The 17,382-nt window shown below is 62.0% G+C and carries 13 protein-coding genes and 2 pseudogenes; 10 read left to right on the top strand and 5 right to left on the bottom strand.

Annotated elements, in window-relative coordinates; translation table 11 throughout:
* Window positions 1–460: 460 nt before the first annotated feature.
* Window positions 461–796 carry a hypothetical protein gene (locus IVB42_RS06335; protein WP_083926372.1) on the bottom strand — a complete coding sequence of 112 codons (336 nt, stop codon included), beginning with the start codon at window positions 794–796 and terminating at the stop codon, window positions 461–463.
* Window positions 797–971: 175 nt separating this feature from the next.
* Between IVB42_RS06335 and IVB42_RS06340 the strand changes: the two genes are divergently transcribed.
* The gene (locus IVB42_RS06340) at window positions 972–1,235 is read left to right on the top strand and encodes a hypothetical protein (protein WP_083926371.1); all 264 of its coding nucleotides are present in this window, start codon (window positions 972–974) and stop codon (window positions 1,233–1,235) included.
* Window positions 1,201–1,590, top strand: coding sequence for a hypothetical protein (locus IVB42_RS06345; RefSeq protein ID WP_231191003.1), 390 nt, complete (start codon window positions 1,201–1,203; stop codon window positions 1,588–1,590). The genes IVB42_RS06340 and IVB42_RS06345 overlap by 35 nt, the downstream gene beginning before the upstream one ends.
* A 742-nt stretch (window positions 1,591–2,332) precedes the next feature.
* Here the strand turns inward: IVB42_RS06345 and IVB42_RS06350 are convergent.
* Both IVB42_RS06350 and IVB42_RS06355 read right to left on the bottom strand, forming a co-directional pair.
* Window positions 2,333–3,757: a methyl-accepting chemotaxis protein gene (locus IVB42_RS06350; protein ID WP_247294131.1), complete on the bottom strand. Its 1,425-nt coding sequence runs from the start codon at window positions 3,755–3,757 to the stop codon at window positions 2,333–2,335.
* Window positions 3,758–3,866: 109 nt separating this feature from the next.
* The gene (locus IVB42_RS06355) at window positions 3,867–5,615 is read right to left on the bottom strand and encodes a methyl-accepting chemotaxis protein (protein WP_247336586.1); all 1,749 of its coding nucleotides are present in this window, start codon (window positions 5,613–5,615) and stop codon (window positions 3,867–3,869) included.
* A gap of 205 nt (window positions 5,616–5,820) precedes the next feature.
* Here IVB42_RS06355 and IVB42_RS06360 point away from each other — a divergent pair, with 205 nt between their 5' ends.
* The 6 genes and pseudogenes from IVB42_RS06360 to IVB42_RS42220 form a co-directional block, all read left to right on the top strand.
* Window positions 5,821–6,567: a YebC/PmpR family DNA-binding transcriptional regulator gene (locus IVB42_RS06360; protein ID WP_018454592.1), complete on the top strand. Its 747-nt coding sequence runs from the start codon at window positions 5,821–5,823 to the stop codon at window positions 6,565–6,567.
* Window positions 6,568–6,638: 71 nt separating this feature from the next.
* Window positions 6,639–7,166 (top strand): crossover junction endodeoxyribonuclease RuvC, encoded by a 528-nt coding sequence (ruvC, locus tag IVB42_RS06365; protein ID WP_018454591.1) that lies wholly within the window; start codon window positions 6,639–6,641, stop codon window positions 7,164–7,166.
* Window positions 7,163–7,780: a Holliday junction branch migration protein RuvA gene (gene ruvA, locus IVB42_RS06370; RefSeq protein WP_018454590.1), complete on the top strand. Its 618-nt coding sequence runs from the start codon at window positions 7,163–7,165 to the stop codon at window positions 7,778–7,780. Before ruvC ends, ruvA begins: the two co-directional genes overlap by 4 nt.
* Complete coding sequence (gene ruvB / locus IVB42_RS06375) at window positions 7,777–8,835, top strand: Holliday junction branch migration DNA helicase RuvB (protein ID WP_026232771.1); 1,059 nt, start codon at window positions 7,777–7,779, stop codon at window positions 8,833–8,835. Before ruvA ends, ruvB begins: the two co-directional genes overlap by 4 nt.
* 128 nt (window positions 8,836–8,963) lie before the next feature.
* Window positions 8,964–9,881: a metallophosphoesterase gene (locus IVB42_RS06380; protein ID WP_018454588.1), complete on the top strand. Its 918-nt coding sequence runs from the start codon at window positions 8,964–8,966 to the stop codon at window positions 9,879–9,881.
* A gap of 69 nt (window positions 9,882–9,950) precedes the next feature.
* Window positions 9,951–10,031, top strand: a pseudogene (locus IVB42_RS42220) (acyl-CoA thioester hydrolase); the annotation flags it as partial.
* Here the strand turns inward: IVB42_RS42220 and IVB42_RS06390 are convergent.
* Window positions 10,013–11,716, bottom strand: a complete 1,704-nt coding sequence (locus IVB42_RS06390) for a recombinase family protein (RefSeq protein WP_247469905.1) — start codon at window positions 11,714–11,716, stop codon at window positions 10,013–10,015. The pseudogene IVB42_RS42220 and the gene IVB42_RS06390 overlap by 19 nt on opposite strands.
* Window positions 11,717–13,509: 1,793 nt before the next feature.
* On the bottom strand, window positions 13,510–13,872 hold the full coding sequence (gene queD, locus IVB42_RS06395) for a 6-carboxytetrahydropterin synthase QueD (protein ID WP_018454585.1): 363 nt from the start codon (window positions 13,870–13,872) through the stop codon (window positions 13,510–13,512).
* A 786-nt stretch (window positions 13,873–14,658) separates the two neighbouring features.
* On the opposite strand from queD, the gene IVB42_RS06400 reads away from it, so the two are divergent.
* A complete protein-coding gene (locus IVB42_RS06400) occupies window positions 14,659–16,086 on the top strand; it encodes an MATE family efflux transporter (protein ID WP_247299139.1) in 1,428 nt (475 codons plus the stop codon).
* A gap of 722 nt (window positions 16,087–16,808) precedes the next feature.
* Window positions 16,809–17,345, top strand: a pseudogene (locus IVB42_RS06405) (glutamate dehydrogenase); the annotation flags it as partial.
* Window positions 17,346–17,382: the final 37 nt, after the last annotated feature.

The following is a 17,382-nucleotide window of genomic DNA, read 5'->3' on the forward strand; positions in this document are numbered from 1 at the left end:
GCAAGCGTCGCCTCAACCGACGCGGCCCGCGCCCACGACATTCGAATCATGGTTGCCCATGGATTCAGAAGCCCGCAACAAAAGCAACTGTAATGCTAGTCCCCTCGGTCCCGGAGCCTAATGGCACGGCCGAATGTTTAATAGGCCGAAAAACGGCTGTCGGCGGCTTGGCCGGGGAGAGCGATCAGGACTGGACCCAGCGGCAGCGGACCGCAACGATTCCGGGGACAATGAATTCCAGCCGAAATCTTGGTTTAACTGCACGCGCTAACGGTGGCTGAAAGTTGAAGCTCGGGGTTCGCCCGAGCTTCAACAGGAGCAAGCCATGCGAAGCCCGAAGCCGTTCACCGTCTATCAGCCGGTCCCGGCCAAAGCCCGAAGCCGCTCTTCACCGTCCACGCCTATTCGCTCGATCAGGCGCGGACTTGAGCGGAAGACGATGGAAGTCGCGGTCGACGGGTTAATAGGCGCAAATATAGTTTCCGTAAGCATCGTAGCAACTGCGGCGGTACGCAGCAGTGCCAACGGCAGCCGCGCCTACCGCTGCCGCTCCTACACCGTAGCCCCGATAGCCGTAGCCGCGATAGCCGCCCCGATAGCCGTAGCCACGGTAGCCTGCGCCGCGCACCGCAACAGCGCCGCCGCCTCGCGGTCCTCGAACTGCGACCGCACCGCCGCGATAACCGCCGCCACCCCGATAGGCACCTCCGCCGCGCCGAGCCTCGGCATCATCGGGGATCAAGCAGGCGGTGAGCAAAACGAAAGCTGCAAGAGAAGCAAGAATGAAGCGGAGCATGACAGAAACCCTTCCATGAATTCCTTAAGCCCCGCTCGCGAGATTGCGGCTCTCTCCGCGCAGGAGCTTGATGTAGATCAATCGAACCCGCGCACTGCGGCGACTACGCTGTGTTCTGCCGCACCTGAGAAGGCGATGAGCCTCAGTTGCGCAAGTTCCAAGAGAGAGGTCCGCCATGCATCCGAGCAAGCATCTTTCGATCAGGTCAGCGACTGTTGCCGGGATTGCTGCCAGCGCCCTGTTGGGCCTTGCAGGTCTCACGCTCAATCCAGGCCCAGCCAATGCGGTCGTGTATTGCCAATACACTGCCTACCCAGCGGGTTGCGTTGCTCGGGCAGGCGTCGTGCTCAGGCCCCGCCCGGTGGCGCGCGCCGCAGTCCGTCATAACGCCGGCGGCAATGCGAATGGTGGCGTCAATCGTGTCGGAGCCAGGCGGTAAAGGCCGGTTTCGCAAGCCAGGAAGAAGCCGCCATCGCTTCGTCCCGGTGGCGGCTTTGCTTTGTCTGGCGGGGATAGGCCACGGTACCGACGGGGCGGCTTTAGGCATGAAACACACTTGGTACGTCACTTTTGAAGTGCCGCTGGATGGCACACTGTCAAGACGGCGACATCCGCGGCTAACCAACACGTTTGAAAGCGAAGCAGCAGCCAAGGATTTTGCGCGAACCAAATTCAACGACGGACTGATCGTCAGTGCAGGGACTGTCATCCCTCACTTTCCGAGAGTGTCGATCCCATCGGCCGAAATCCCAACGTGGCTCGAAGCACCGAACCAAGTTGATCCAGATCAATAACTAGGCCACCGACGCTGGTGACATGCTCTAAGGGGCAGCAACCGGGAGCCTGACCATGAATGAACGTTCGGAGCCGAAACAGGTCTGTCGTCGCAACGCACTAACCTTCCTTGGATACGCAGGGGTGTTTGGGCTTGTGGTTTCGTCCTCAATTTTGGCGGCCTCAGAGGCTGTTGCTCAAACCACTGCGCCAGCCGCCGCGCCTACCACGCCGCCAGCGGACGCGCCGAAGTCAGGCACAGAACGCCGCCAGGAGCGGCGCAGCGGGCGAACAGAGCGCCGCCAGGAACGCCGCACGGGACGCACAGAGCGGCGCCAAGAGAGGCGTACGGGACGCGACGAGCGACGGGACGCTCGCGACGGCACCCCGGCCGCCACGACGACCACCGAGCAAAAGAAGTAGTCCGTTCATTGCCAAGCACAGCTACCGGGCCGCCCAAGCGTAGGCCCGGAAGGCCGTACAGCGCGCGGCCAGCGCCGTCTACGGAAAGCGGGGCGGGGCTATCGAAATCGGCTTCTCTCGCGAGGGGAGAAGAGGAGGGGATGGAAATTTCGGAATAATAGCAGTATACGCCTGTTTTGCCCGACGGCGCAAGCGCTTCAGAGGCGTCTGGATCGAGGGATTCATCAGGCGCTTAAGCCATTGATTCTGCCCGCCCCGGCTACTGTGCATGGGGTTGTTTTCGAGGTTTCTGATTCAGGGAGACCATGCGCCCCCGCCGCAAGCGCGTCGCGACGACCCTCAGCTCTGCCGAAAGCCCATCCGGAAGGCGCCCCAGTGCTTGCCGCGGATCATGATCGGCGAGGACAGGTCCTTCATCAGCACGAACTGCCCGCCGCCCATGTCGCGGCGATAGGTCTGCAGCAGGAACGGCTTGGTGTTGGCCGCGACCTTCTGCACCGCGCGATCGGTGAACAGGCGGCGGTTGCGGCAATTGGCGTTATTCCAGACCGGGTCCTTGCCCTGCGGCAGGCGGTAGTTCGGGTTGTGCGTCGGCAGATAGCCGCCCTTGGCCCAGGCGACGCAGAACACGATGCGGGGATCGGATTTCTGGATCGGGTCCTGGATCGCGGGCAGCACGCGGTCTGTGAAGTCGACATAGTTGGTGTTGTACTGCTTGGGATCGGTGCCGGGGATTTCCCGATAGTTCTCGTCCATGAACTGGTCGAGCGTGATCTCGCCGCGGCCGATGGCGGCTTCGAACTCGTCCGAGATCCGCTTTGCGATCTCGACGACAATTCGGATCAGCGGCGCATCCGATGTCTCGACGCCGCTGTCGGCGATCAGCGCGATCAGCCCTTCCGACGTGTCGAGCAGTTTGGTCACGCGCTGATCGGCGTTCTTGAGATCGCGTGAGGAGAGATCGACGCCCTTGGCGAGTTCGTTGAGCTCGCTGATGACGGTGTCGCAGTGTCCGAGGTTGGAGGTTGCCGCGCGCGTGACGCTGCCGATCTCCGCTTCCACCGAGGCGAAGCCCTGCTGAACCCGCGAGATGATGCCGGAGATCCGCTGGGCGCCTTCGCCGGCCGTCTTCGCGCGCTGCGAGGCATCGCTGCTCTCGCCGATCAGACCTTCGATCTGGCCGTCGAGATCGCGCACGGTGTCGGAGATCTGGTGCGTGGCCTGGCGGGTGGCTTCCGCGAGGTTCTTGACCTCGCTTGCCACCACCGCGAAGCCGCGGCCGGCATTGCCGGCGCGTGCCGCCTCGATGGTGGCATTGAGCGCGAGCAGATTGGTCTGCTTCGCGATCGCCTCGATCGAGCCGGAGACCTTTGCGACTTGTGCCAGCGCGGAGCCGACTGCGCTGAGCCGCGCCTCGATGCGTTCGACGGCTGCAACGAGTTCGGAGATGTGGCTAACCGCGGCGTCGACTGCGCCGCGCGACTGCGCGATCTCGCCGACCGCCGCTGACGTGGTCGTTTGCACCGCCTGTGACGCATTGGCGATGTCGTGGTTGGCCGACACCATCGTCTCGGCGGTTTCCTGGAGGTGGTGGAAACGTTCCGACTGGTTCGCGACGCGGCTTGCGACTTCCTGGACGTTGCCGGCGATGTCAGCCAGTTCCACGCCGAGGCCGCCGATGCGGTCGGCGAGCTGATCGATCAGCCGTTCGGAAAGTGTTCGGTTGGAGCCGGTGTCCAGTACTGCAAGTTGTACGACGGACATGTCTTGAGAGTCCTCCAGTCAGAGCCATTCGCCGGCTCTCCGCGGCATTCCCATTCCAATATCGATCTTAGGAGGTGATTCGCGCTTTGGCGTCTTGCCTGAGCGCGCACTAGAGCTTGTAGGCCGTCCTGAATCCGCCCCAGTGCCGGCCTTGCACGCGGATCGGAACGTCGATCTCGCGCATCATCACCGTATTTCCGTTGCCCATGTCGCGTGCATAGCTCTGCACCAGATACGAGCGCAGGTTGCGCGCGGCAGCCAACCCCGCCGGATCGTTGAACATCCGCCGGTTGCGGCTGTTGGCCGTGTTCCAGGCGGCATCACCAGGCCGCTGCGGATGCGAATAGATCCTATTGTGCACCGGCAGGAAGCCGTTGCGATCGACCATGGCGCAGAATGCCATGCGCGGGTCCTTCGCCAGAAAGGCTTCCTGGAACGCCGGCAGCGCGCGATCGGCCCAATCCAGATATCTGGTGCGGTACTGCTGCGGATTGGTTCCGGCGATTTCGGCATAATCGGTGTCGAAGAGGTGGTCGATCTTCACCTCGCCGCGGGCAACCGCCTGCTCGAAGATCGCGGTCAGCGCGTTACCCGCCTCCATGGCGCGGGTGACAAACTCCGTGTTCTCCTCGTGGATCGACCACAGCCTGTCCTCGATCTTCTCGCGTAGCTCGGCATTGGGACTAACGAATTGCGCGCGGGCCCCGGCCTTGGACTGCTCGACCACGCGCAGGCGGCAGGCACCGACGCCTTCGAGGGTGCCTTCGACCATGGCTTGCGATGCAAGGCGGCCCGCGTCCGCGCCGCCGATCAGCACGCCGTCCATCGCTATCTCGTAGACCGGCAGCACGCCGCGGGCGGTTTCGAGCTTGAGATGGCAGGGCAGCCGCTCGGTCTTGCGGCGGTCGTCGTGCTCGCTCTGGCGCAGCAGCACGGCGCAGCGCGATTTCAGTTTCTGTGCGAAGGCGGTCACGGCCTTGCCTGCGCTGGCGACGTGCTCGCCGTGGCTCTCGGCCGCCTTGGTCGCAGCATCGATCTCGGCTGCGCTTTCGCCGACCGAGATGATGAACTGCGACGCGCTGGTCGCGTTGCCGGAGACTTCGCTGGTGGTGGCATTCTGTTCGGCGACCGCGCCGTTGACGGTCTCGAACACCGGACGGATCGCCTCGATCGCCTGCGAGATGCGGTGCACCGCATCTGCTGAGCCGGCGGCGTCGCGCTGCAGAGCGTCGATCTTTTTGGTGATCTCCTCCGTCGCGCCCTGGGTCTGCACCGCGAGTGCCTTGACCTCGGTGGCGACGACCGCGAAGCCTCTTCCCGCAGCGCCCGCGCGCGCGGCCTCGATGGTCGAGTTGAGCGCGAGCAGCGTCGTCTGCCGCGCGATCTGTGCGATCAGATTGACGACGTTGCCGATGGCGGCCGAGGATTCGCGCAAGCGATCGACATTGGCGCGGGCTTCCTGTGCCGCGGCACTGGCCTCGTCGGCGAGCTTGCCGGCCTCGCGAACCTGCGCCCCGATGCCCAGCGCCGACTGGGTGAATTTGTCGGCGGCATGGGCGAAGGTGGAGGCATTCGATTGCGCGGCGTTGGTCCGGCCGGTCAGGGCGTCGGTGCGGTCGCGAATGGCGGCAAGCGTCGTGGCGGTCGCCTCGGCGCCGCCGGCCACCGAATTGGCGGCGCGCTCGAGCTGGCGAATCATGGCGCCCAGCTCGAGTTCCAGCAGTTCCAGGATTTCCTTGGCCGAATCGCTTTCGACGGCCGCGGCAGGCTCGGGATGGGCCGCCGGCTGCGCGGCCTGCGGGGCAGCCGCAGTTGCAGCCATGTCCGGCAGACGCTTCCGAAATAGTTCGAATGCCATCAGCTCTCTCTTGTCACGGGACGGTCGGAGGCTATTTTCGCAGGCTGGAATGAAATCAGGGTTAACGATGCCTGACATCTAGGCACGGGCCCGTACGGTGTTACCTTAAAGTCGTAGAGCCTCTTTCTTTCCAGGGGGGTCGCGGCCTATAAGGCCGCGCTTCCCACGCTCACCTTGGCGCACGAGTCCCTAGAGAAGATCACGCATGGCCGGACATTCCCAATTCAAGAACATCATGCACCGCAAGGGGCGGCAGGATGCCCAGAAGTCGAAACTGTTCGGCAAGCTGGCGCGGGAAATCACCGTCGCGGCCAAGCTGGGGACGCCCGACCCCAACATGAACCCGCGCCTGCGTGCCGCCATCACCGCGGCGCGCCAGGAGAACATGCCGAAGGACAATATCGAGCGCGCCGTCAAGAAGGCGCTCGGCAGCGACAGCGAGAATTATGACGAGATCCGCTACGAGGGTTACGGCCCGGGCGGCGTTGCCGTCATCGTCGAGGCGCTGACCGACAATCGCAACCGCGCGGCTTCCGACATCCGCTCCTTCTTCGCCAAGTCCGGCGGCAATCTCGGTGAAACCGGCTCGGTCTCCTTCATGTTCGACCGAACCGGCATCATCGAATACGACCGCAGCATCGCCTCCGACGATGCGGTGCTGGATGCCGCGATCGAGGCCGGCGCCGACGACGTGATCTCGAGCGAAGGCGGCCACGAGATCTACGCCTCGACCGAAGGCTATCGCGACGTCGCCAAGGCGCTGGAGGCCAAGTTCGGCGAGCCGCGCAAGGCCGCGCTGATCTGGAAGCCGCAGAACACGGTCGCAGTCGACGACGAGACCGGCGAGAAGCTGCTCAAGCTGATGGACCTGCTCAACGAGCACGACGACGTCCAGCACGTCTACGCCAATTTCGAGGTGTCGGACGCGCTGCTGGCGAAGATGGGCGGGTAGGGGGGCACTTCCCCTGTTACTTCCGTTCTGTTTCTGTTTCCCCCACGGCGGCCAGCCGCTATCACTGGCTCATGACGACGCTCCCGATTCGTGGCCCCGTTCGCATCATCGGCATCGACCCTGGCCTGCGCCGCACCGGCTGGGGCGTGATCGAGGCCGAGGGCAACCGCCTGATCTACGTCGCCTGCGGCTCGGTGGAGCCGCCGGACGATTTGCCGCTGGCGAGCCGGCTGCTCGCGATCCATGAGGGGCTGGCCGCCGTCCTGTCCAGTCACAAGCCGATGGAAGCCGCGGTCGAGCAGACTTTCGTCAATAAGGACGGCGTCGCGACGCTGAAGCTCGGCCAGGCCCGCGGCGTCGCCATGCTCGCGCCTGCGATGTTCGGCATCAGTGTTGCCGAATACGCGCCGAACCAGGTGAAGAAGACGGTGGTCGGCGCCGGCCACGCCGACAAGCAGCAGATCGCGATGATGCTCAAGATTTTGCTGCCGAAGGCCGATCCGCCGTCCGCGGACGCCGCCGACGCGCTCGCCATCGCCATCACCCATGCCCATCATCGCCAGAGCACCGCGCTGCGGCTGAAGGTGGCAGGCTTATGATCGGCAAGCTCAAGGGCCTGATCGATTCCTACGGCGAGGATTTCGTCATCCTCGACGTCGGCGGGGTCGGTTATCAGGTGCATTGCTCGACGCGCACGCTGCAGCATCTGCCCTCGCCGGGCGAGGCCGCCGTGCTGTCGATCGAGACCTATGTTCGCGAGGATCAGATCAAGCTGTTCGGCTTCCGCAGCGATCAGGAGCGCGAATGGTTTCGCCTGCTTCAGACCGTGCAGGGCGTCGGCGCCAAGGTCGCGCTCGCCGTGCTCGGCACGCTTGGGCCGTCCGACCTCGCCAACGCGATCGCGTTGCGCGACAAGGCTGCGGTGGCGCGCACGCCGGGTGTCGGCCCCAAAGTCGCAGAGCGCATCGTCACCGAGTTGAAGGACAAGGCGCCGGCCTTTGCCAATGTCGATCCGGCGGTCGTGCACCTCGCCGGCGCCGTCGACGACCAGCGCGCGCCGCGGCCCGTGGCGGACGCGATCTCCGCGCTGGTCAATCTCGGCTACGGCCAGCCGCAAGCTGCCGCGGCCATTGCATCTGCATCGCGCAGCGCGGGTGAGAATGCGGAGACCGCGCAGCTCATTCGCCTTGGCCTGAAGGAGCTCGCGAAGTGAGCGATCCTAAGGCCAACCGCATGGTCACGCCCGAGCGCCGCAGCGACGATGTCGGCGACACTGCGCTGCGTCCGCAATCGCTGTCCGACTTCGTCGGCCAGCAGCAGGCGCGCAAGAATCTGTCCATCTTCATCGAGGCGGCGCGCAAGCGCGGCGAGGCGCTGGATCACGTGTTGTTCGTCGGTCCTCCCGGCCTCGGCAAGACCACGCTGGCGCAGATCGTGGCCAAGGAGCTCGGCGTCGGCTTTCGTGCCACGTCGGGCCCGGTGATCGCCAAGGCCGGCGATCTCGCCGCGCTGCTCACCAATCTCGAAGAGCGCGACGTGCTGTTCATCGACGAGATCCATCGCCTGAGCCCGGCGGTGGAAGAAGTACTCTATCCCGCGATGGAGGATTTCCAGCTCGACCTCATCATCGGCGAGGGTCCGGCGGCGCGCTCGGTCAAGATCGAGCTATCGAAATTCACCCTCGTCGGCGCCACCACCCGCGCCGGTCTGCTCACCAATCCCTTGCGCGACCGCTTCGGCATTCCGGTCCGGTTGAATTTCTACACCATCGAGGAGCTGGAAAGCATCGTCACCCGTGGTGCCCGCGTGCTCAACGTCGGCATGAGCGCGGATGGCGCCAACGAGATCGCGCGACGCGCGCGTGGCACGCCGCGTATCGCCGGCCGGCTGCTGCGCCGCGTGCGCGATTTTGCTTCGGCGGCCGATGCCGACAGGATCGATCGCAAGATTGCCGACCACGCGCTGAGCGCGCTCGAGGTCGATGCCGCCGGCCTCGACGCGATGGACCGCCGTTACCTCACGACCATCGCGCAGAACTATGGCGGCGGCCCGGTCGGCGTCGAGACGATGGCCGCCGCTCTGTCGGAGCCGCGCGATGCGATCGAAGACATCATCGAGCCCTATCTGATCCAGTGCGGCTATCTGCAGCGCACTCCGCGCGGCCGCCTGCTCACCTCGCACGCCTTTCGCCATCTCGGCATCAGCGAGCCATCGCGCGATGCGGCGGCACAGTTCGGCCTGTTCGGCACCGACGAGAGCGACGACTGATCTGCGCAAGTACGGACGGTCGGGCCGTCATGAATTTCCGGTGATCTCGTGCAGAGGGTCTGCACAAGCGCACCCCATTTCCGCTTCAATCGGGTCGCATCAACAAGCTGCATCACGATCGGGCTGCCATGATCACGCGCCGTCACCTCATCCGTTCCTTCGGCGGCCTCTCCGCTCTCGCCGTCTCGACCGCGGCCTACGGCGTCGGCGTCGAGCCGGTGCTGCGGCTTCGCGTCACCCGCTATCATCCAACCCCGCGGCAATGGCCGGCGGACTTCCCGCTGAAGATTGCCGTGATCGCCGACATCCATGCCTGCGATCCCTGGATGCCGCTGGAGCGGATCGAAGCCATCGTCGACCGCACCAATGCGCTCAGCGCGGATATCATCGTGCTGCTCGGCGACTATGTTGCCGGTCTGCACCAGGTCACGCGCATCATTCCGGCGAGCGAATGGGCCAAGGTGCTGGCCGGCCTGAAAGCGCCGCTCGGCGTCCATGCCGTCATGGGCAACCATGACTATTGGGCCGATAGGACCGTGCAGCAGGCCGGCCACGGGCCGACGGTCGCGCATCGCGCGCTGGAGGCGGCCGGCATTCCCGTCTACGAGAACGACGTCGTGCGGCTCGCCAAGGATGGCCGCGCATTCTGGCTCGCCGGCCTTGGCGATCAACTCGCCTTTCTGCCGGCGCGACGCTTCCGGAGCACGGGACGCTTCGGCGCCGACGATCTCGACGCGACGCTTGCCAAGGTCACCGACGACGCGCCGATCATCCTGCTCGCGCATGAGCCCAATATCGCGCCGCGCATGCCCGCCCGCGTCGCGCTGCAACTGTCCGGCCACACCCATGGTGGCCAGGTCCGCCTGCTCGGCTGGTCGCCGGCGGTTCCGCCGCAGCACGGCATCCGGCTCGCCTATGGTCATGTCCGGCTGAAATGCGACGTCATCATCTCCGGCGGCCTCGGTTGCAGCATCATGCCGCTCCGCGTCGGCGTGCCGCCGGAGATCGTCGAGGTGACGCTGGGGCGTGGGCCGGCGGTGGTCTAGCCACGCTTGCGCAGCCGGCCGTTTTTGCGCAAAACGGGCTGGTTACCGAAAAGCGAAGAGGCTCGCGACGTGACAGCTCATCTCGACGGCGAGATCCGCGACGGCCGCCACCATATGCAGGTCCGCGTCTATTACGAGGACACGGATTTCCCTGACTTGCCATTGTCGTAGTAGGCAAACGTGCTGATTTCTCGCGCCTTGCTGCGGTTTTCTGGGAAAAGGTTCTTGCCGTAAAGCGCGGAGCTGTTCAGGTAGGGCGTATATTCGTAGGGCATCCGCTTGCGAACCGGATGCACTACTATGCATTCGATCAAGTTGCGGAAGGCTACGCGAGTTTCGATCGCCTTCGGATTGGCCTTGAGCGCGGTGACCAGTCTTCTAACCTCCGAACGGTATCGGTCACCGAATTTCGGGTGATCGAAGCCAATGACATTTTCGCCGCCAGCGCCCAGCAGCCGCAAGCGCTCTTCAACGCTTTCCCGCTCCAGGTCGCACTCATCGATGCGCTTGAGCAACTCGTCCGGCTTCCGGCGGCTATTTGCGATGGCATATGACAGGCGTTCCATCTCGGTAGTCAACACGCGGCGTCGACGCTCTAGCTTAGAGTGTTCGCTGCCCTTGTTCCGATCGTTTTTGCGCTCCTCCTTCCAGGCACACATCGCCTCTTCAATGGCTTTCGGCGAAAGCAATTTCAGTTGGATTTTGTCGGAGGCATCCTCGAGCAGAACGTCCATGTCGAAGCTACGGGTGTGCTCGCACGTGCCCCGCTGATGCGCGCTCGCGCATGCCGCGCGCGGTGCACCGTTACGCGAGGATTGAGCGATTCGCATGTGGCCATTGCAGACGCCGCACCGGAGCACACCGGCAAGCGGGTGCTCGTTGTTGCGCGGGATCACGGCGCGACGCCGCGGCTTGCCAGTCGGTCCGAACATAGATACGGCGCGCGCGCTACGAACCTCATGCGCTCGATTCCAGAGCGCTTGCGGCACGATCCGTAGCTCCGGCTTCTTAACTATGATGTGGCGCTCTTCTGGATTGCGGCGCTTCTGTTTCTTCTGGGTCTCCGGGTTGAGAATTGTCGAGCGAACGTTCCAATGTATCTCGCCTATATATACATCGTTGCCGATAATACCGCGACCATGCCGGCCGCCTGTAATGCACTGGTGATTCCAGGTGGTACGATCAGCCTTGTTCTTGTGACGAGTTGCCCCTGGTGAGGGCACGCCTTCGCGGGTGAGATCAGCGGCGATAGTTCGGGTCGAGCGGCCCGCTGCATATTCGCTGAAGATGCGGAGCACAATCTTTGCTTCGTTGTCATCGATCACGCGTTCGCCCGGCGCGCCCGGCCTCGGCCGATAACCATAGGCGCATGAGCCAGGAATTCTTCCGTTGGCAACAGCGTTGTCATGGCCGCGCCGAACCTTTTCGGCGAGCTGCGGCTTGTAAATCGTGTTGTAGAGACTTGCGATGCTGATGTCAGTGGCGGTCGCATAGACCCCCTTCTGATCCATCAGCTCAACGCCGTTGAACTCGAAAACCTGCTTGAGACGCTGGATGGTTGCGGGATCGCGCGACAAGCGGTCGAAATGCTCAACCACGACTACGTCAAAGTCCCGGTTTCTCACACCGTTGAGTAAACGCTGATAGCCGTCCCGCGCACCTTCGGTAAGACCAGATTTTGCGGCATCGACAAACTCGCCGATGACATCGAGGTCGTTGCGCAATGCGACCTTCCGGCAGAGCAATAGCTGACCATCAATCGAGGTCGCCTTTTGCATGTCGCTGGAATAACGGGCGTATAGTACGGCCGTTTTCTTCGATGACGCTGTCGTCATGTCGGTCCTTTATCGGCTGCCCCGAGCCGTGATTTTCATCCCGTGCGACCTGACGTCCGATAGCGCGCGCCAACTCAAACCAGATTTCCTCATTGTCCGGATTATCCCAGCTCTGAGGATGTGAGGGGGCGAGCGGTCGAATGATCGCTCGTTGTCTTCGGAGAGATCGGGTGCGGGTACGCATTTGCAAACTCGCGAGCAGAAGCTAGCCTAAATTTCTGCGCTGCGCTACAGCCAAGCCGCAGCGATTACTCGCAACGCTTCTCGCATGCTGACTTCGGCAGCGTCGAATGAAAATGAAATTATTGAAGTGCCGCGGCGCGCGTGAGGGCATTCCTAGCGATGAGGCGCGTAGTCGAGAGCAGATACGCTAAGCAAAGCGGAGTAAAAATACTTGCAGGTGACGGCGACGAAGTCCGTGGCTGCGTGAGCTGTGCCTAGCGGACCCGTTCTCGGTTCATGAGGCTCTCGTACAGATGTGTAGTGGCCGGCGCGGAGCGCCGGCTCGTCCATCAACCGCTGGCGGACGGATTGTCGCGCACAGCCCAGACGCCGTGGTTCGACCCAAGGAACCGTCGCTGGTTGGGGCTTTCTTATTCCGTTGGTTCGATGACCCTTGCGTCGAGCCTCCAAGAGCAAGCACTCGCGTGTGGGTGAGCTCCGCAAGCGCGCGTCGAAAAAGCACTGTCAGAAAAACGCTTACTTCTGACAGAGTCCTCCCGTTCCGGCATCCAAGCAGTTCAAAACTGAACTCGCTTCAGCTCCCGTCCGGCGTCTGGATCCCCGCGGATTTCCTCCCTGTCGGCTGGCGAGACACCGTCGATGATGCCCCGTGGCGCCTCACCAGCGCTGGCGATATACGCGACCCGCTGGCCTGTGGTGGGAAGAGCACGCCGAGTCTGCCGTCTCGGCCAAGATCGGGTCGGACAGGATACCTTCGCCGTTTTCCACGAGGAATCAGCCAGCCCGCAACGGGAATCGCGGCTCCGTCGAGGCATTAGGATGGCCGCCTCGGTGCGTCGGAGTGGTGTAATTATGTTTTGTCCTATTTTATTGAACGTCTTCGCGTTTATGCGTCCATGTTTTGTGGGAACGGAGACCACGATGCCAAAGCATCAGACCTCGCTTGAAAAGATCGAGCGCAAGAAGGATGACGCTGTCTTCCTAGTGTGTGAGTTCACCAAGCTCGGCGGTGAAGATCAGGCCTTGCGCGCGCTTCGCACCCCTCTGGGCAAGGGCCGTCTTGTACGGCTCGGCCACGCCCCATGGCCGTGCCAGTCCCTCGAGGCTGACGCCGGATGGCTTCACCGGCGCGGCGCGTCAAGCGCTCGACGAGCGTGCCGTGGAAGGGGAACCTACCGAAGCCGAAAGTGCCCTATGATGAGGGCCTTCTCGACTCAGATTCCCGTCAAACCCGGTCGTCCCTCAAGGCCGCCTCTCGCGTAAAGGTCCTGATCATCATCCATGCAGGCACATACACCAGGTCGTCGCGGGAGGCATAAATCGGCTCAACCCGGGCAATTGGTCCGGCGGGCTTCGGAGGCCTACGGCTGCCGCATTTGCTGATGAAGGCGGCGGCTCATGGCGCTGTCGATGGCTGCCTCGCGCTCCTTGAGATCGTAGCCTTGCAGGGCGCCGTCGTCTGACCTCCCGCGAGATCCAAAGGGCCTCCCGTGAGCGAGGGAATCTGCCTGCGGATCGGGCCGATGAGGAGCCGAAGCGCAGATCGTCGGTTTCGGAGCCGAAGAAGGACAGGCGCGCCGCATCAATACAGCCCAAAATGAGCGCGGAATTCAGCGATCGGGCCCCTCATATTCGGCCCAACAATCTGTCGTCTCGTACACCCTCACGCTCGAGAGTTGCGCAAGGCGCGGTTTCGCGTGCTGCCAGATCCAGATGGCGATATTTTCCGCCGTCGGATTTTCGAGTCCCGGGACTTCGTTCAGGCAATGGTGATCGAGCTTCTTTAGAAGAAGACCGAACGCTTCTTCCATGCTGAAGAAATCCATTACGAACCCGGTGTGCGGATCGACGGGCCCGTTCAGCACGACCTCGACGCGATAGGAATGACCGTGCGTCCGATGACAGCGATGTGTCTGCGGGACGGTTGGAAGTCGGTGCGCTGCCTCGAACTTAAATACCTGGGATATCTTCATCTGATGCCGGGATGTTTTGTGACATTGCACGCTGATTCGCCATTTCCGATGAGTCAGGCGTTGCGCGACGGCCTGCCGCATGTGGTCGACGGCGCCAGGGCCGTCTGTGGGCCGAAGCAGAAATCGTCCGAGCCCTCTCATCGAACCGCCGGCACACGGCTGCGGCTACACGAATTTTGAGTTCGTGTCCGCGAGCGATGCCCAGTGCGGCGCGATTTGCTGCCGCAAACCCACTTACCACGCCGGCCGGGACCAGCAGCCTGCCGTTCGTCTCGATCGCGACAAGGAACCCGAGATCATGGAGCGCTTGCACGACATCGTCGCCGAACCTAACACTGGTTCTGGGCACGTTCATTGCGTGTGCCATGCAGACGATGGAGCGTCTACTACAAGATCCGGTAGATGCCAAAGCCAAGTTGAGGCTCTAGGGTCCGGCCGCGTTCCCCCGCCGATCATCATCGAGGAAAAACGCAACGGATGAGAAGTCAACAAAGGGCAGAACGGCACAATATGACTGGCAGAACCTAGGTGGCTACGCACGGACACCTCAATCAGGATCCTCGTTGTTCTACTTAAGAGCCGCAGAAGCCTGCGATTGGCGGGAGGCGTATGCCTAGGGAAAATCGACCAAAGCAAAAATCAGCTTGTGAAACGTCAAACGGGTCCACGCGATCACGACGATCGATCGGCGCAGATAAACTTATGTACCGCTGTGCAAGAGCGGATCGGAAAAGCTTGCGCTGAGTGCGCGATCAGCGAATTTGGAAAGTAGCGACACGTTCATGCATGAATGAGCCGGATACGGAATTCGCGCTCGAGAGCGAGCGAAGTTTGATGCCACAGAAGAAACAGCACATCGATCTATCGGACCCGAATCTCTCGAGCCTTATCCTGCGGCTCGCCATTCCATCTGTTGTTGGTTTATCGATCCATGCTTTACAGCAGGTCGTCAATGCGATCTTTGTTGGCGCACTTGGCGCGCAGGCGACCGCAGCTGTGAGCATGACCTTGCCGATCATGGTCCTGCTCGCGGCAGCCGCACAGGGAATCGGTGTTGGAACGGCGTCCTTCATATCTCGTCATCTGGGCGCTCGTGAGTACCTAGAGGCGAGTCGAGGCGCAAGTACAGCTCTCGCGCTCACCGCTCCGATTGGCATCATAGTTACCGTCGCTCTGCTTCCAAGTCTGCCAGCGATATTCGCAATCCTCGGAGCGACTCCAACCATCATGCCCGTGGCGCTCGACTACGCGGGAACGCTTTTGTTCGGGAACACCCTGATGCTTCTAAACATCGTTAGCGGGTTCATTGTCAGAGCCGAAGGCGATACGCGATTCAGCATGTGGGCGATGCTTACCTCGTTTCTACTGAACGCTGTGCTTGACCCTGTCTTCATATTCTTGTTTGACCTTGGCGTGCGTGGCGCAGCCCTCGCAACGCTGGTATCGCAGATCGCCGCTATTGGACTGTATATTGCGTATTTTGCGAAGCTTGGCGGGACAGTTCTCGTCAGGATATCTCACATATCATTGCGAGCAGATCGCATCAGACAGCTCGCGTTGGTGGGCGCGCCAGCGACAATGACGAGTATCTTATCGGCTCTTGCGGTTATGCTCTTGTACGGAGCTGCCGCACCGTTCGGCGATGATTCCATCGCTGCAGTTGGAATAGCTGTGCGAATCTTGATGGTCGGCGCACTGCCTATCACCGGGTTCTGCATAGGCGCTCAAGCTATCCTGGGTTTCGGTTGGGGCGCACGCGACTATGTTCGTATTCTGAAGGCTGCGAAGTTCATGCTCTTCGTGACGGTCGCATTCTCCATCGCGTATTCTGCGGCCGTTGTTGTTTTTGCAAGGCCTTTGGTGAGTCTATTTAGCGATAACGAGAATGTCACGGAAATAGCCGTCTCGTCCTGCATCGTGTTCCATCTCTTCTTTGGACTGTTTGGGGTTCAGAGTTTCGTGACGGCAATGCTTCAGGCGTTTGGGAGAGCACGCCTCAGTGCAATTGTGGCCCTGGCGAGGCAGGGCTATCTCTTCATACCGGCCGTACTGTTATTCCCGGTGGTTGCGGGTTTCGATGGGCTGTTAGCCAGTCAAGCAATCGCTGAGCTGGGCGCCGGAATGATCGCTCTGTTCGTCATGTTCCATCAGTTCGGTGAGCTCAGACGAGCGCTCCGGCACCGTGGCTCAAGAGCGATCGGGATAGCGGGTTGACCTTAGAATGGATGTCATCGAACCCAGAGCATTGGGCGCAAGCCTCCCGAGAAGCTCGCGGCAAGACGGGCTGCCAGTGGGCACGGATTTTGCGGGCTCGCGGGCGTGCGATCCGCGCGGTCCTTCCTCCAGCCGTGCTCCTCGCACTCGCGGATCGCACCGGCTCGCCTAGCGGACGGATCGGGCAGTTCGGCGAGCGATAGCCGATGTGCTCCCGCTCGCCAGGCGGGCTGGCAAGGGCTCTACGCGCGGTCGAAAGGCTCGGCTTTAGCAGAGTGGGTGGTTTCTGCGCTTATGCAGGTTTGTCTCTTAACCCGCGTCTTTGGAGCTGACTTGAATGCCGCCGCTTTGGGTCGACACTTCGCAGGACGCTCTTGAATTTTCGCCTGCCACGATTTGCTGTTGGGCCGTCGTGGCCGCCTCGGTCAATCTCGCTTTCATCGCATTGGTGATATTTCTGGCGTGACCGCGAGACGCAATCTTGCTGATTGGACTAGTTGTCTCACCCGCGTCTGAAACGCGCAACACGCACCAGGGAGCTCGGTGCTCTGAAGCACAAGCATTCCGACGTTTCATATCCAGGCTCAGGAGCTATCGTGACTGTCTGCACTGGGCAAGTGTTTGAGATGGCCGTAAAGCAATTCGAACTGATCGCGAATTATCCCGAGGATACCAGACGACCTAAGAACCCGCCTGCTGATGCCGAAGGAATCTGTCACGGTATTGTTCAAGGCTTTGGAGATGTCGGTTCGATCACCGCACTCGAGCTACACAATATGCGAGCGAAAGTGATCGGAGTCAGAGATCACACGGGCGCGCTTTATCGACCTCGGCGCTCGATATACCACAGCTGGTCGGACATGCTGCCTCCTAGGTAGCCTGGATGGCCACTCCAGCGAGCTTGCTCTAGACCCAGGCGAGCTGCTGACGATCCCGTGTGACGTGCTTGTTCCGGCTGCCCGGAACGGGCATCGACCCCGAAATAGCCAGTAGGAAGGCCATCAGGAGCAGATCTTTCTCATCCCCATATTCTCTGCAACTCGGGCGGTGTCGTGGTCAGCTACTTTGAATGGGGTGCAGGGCTTCCAACGACTATTCTGGGAGGAGGAAGTCACGAGTAGGGAGTATCAACTTTGGATCGTGCTTTCGAGCGCGTCTTGGCGCGAAGCAAACGTGAAAACAATCGCACGGCAGCCATCGCGATAGGTGTCGAGCGCGTTCGTGGAGCAAAAGAAACACGCGGACGGTTTCCCCATTAGTGTGATCTCGCTGCAAGTTCGATAGTCGGGCCGATGA

This window comes from Bradyrhizobium sp. 45 (assembly GCF_023073155.1).
Classification (GTDB): domain Bacteria; phylum Pseudomonadota; class Alphaproteobacteria; order Rhizobiales; family Xanthobacteraceae; genus Bradyrhizobium; species Bradyrhizobium canariense_D.